1 protein-coding gene is annotated in these 455 nt (G+C 57.4%); it reads right to left on the bottom strand.

Going from position 1 to position 455, the window contains the following annotated elements:
- A partial coding sequence (locus BK665_RS33690) for an AraC family transcriptional regulator (protein ID WP_148053300.1) occupies positions 1–455 on the bottom strand: 455 nt, incomplete at both ends.

Below are 455 nucleotides of genomic sequence, written 5' to 3'. Positions count from 1 at the left end.
CGACGAGAGACCAGCACCTTAGGGAAGACATCCTCCATCATCGCTCGTCCGTCGGGATGGAAGGCACACTCGACGCCGTCCATCAGTTGAGCTTCTGCCAGAAAAAATGCCCCGTTCCACAAACCGCCCATGGTCGCGCCAAGGGAGGCGGCGTTACGCAGCTTGCGCCGTAATAGCGAGTCGCTGATCAGCTTCACGCGCAATCCGCCGACGACGATGAGAACGTCGATCCAGTCCGGTAGTTGCGGTAGCTCCAGGTCTGCTGAAATCGCAATTCCCAGGTCGCTCATCACCAGACGGCTCCTGATGCCCACAGTCAACACATCAAACGCCGGTGTATCGCTAATCAGGTTCGCAGTCCCCAGCGCATCGATGGCGCCGGTTACCGACATCATCGAGAAATTGTTCAATAGCACGAACGCTACACGAGTCACCGCCTGCGGCTTTATTGGTTT

It is taken from the genome of Pseudomonas frederiksbergensis (assembly GCF_003732665.1).
GTDB classification, from domain to species: Bacteria; Pseudomonadota; Gammaproteobacteria; order Pseudomonadales; family Pseudomonadaceae; genus Aquipseudomonas; species Aquipseudomonas frederiksbergensis_G.
The sequence above is the reverse complement of the archived record's forward strand: the minus strand, read 5'-3'. Positions and strand labels throughout refer to the sequence as shown.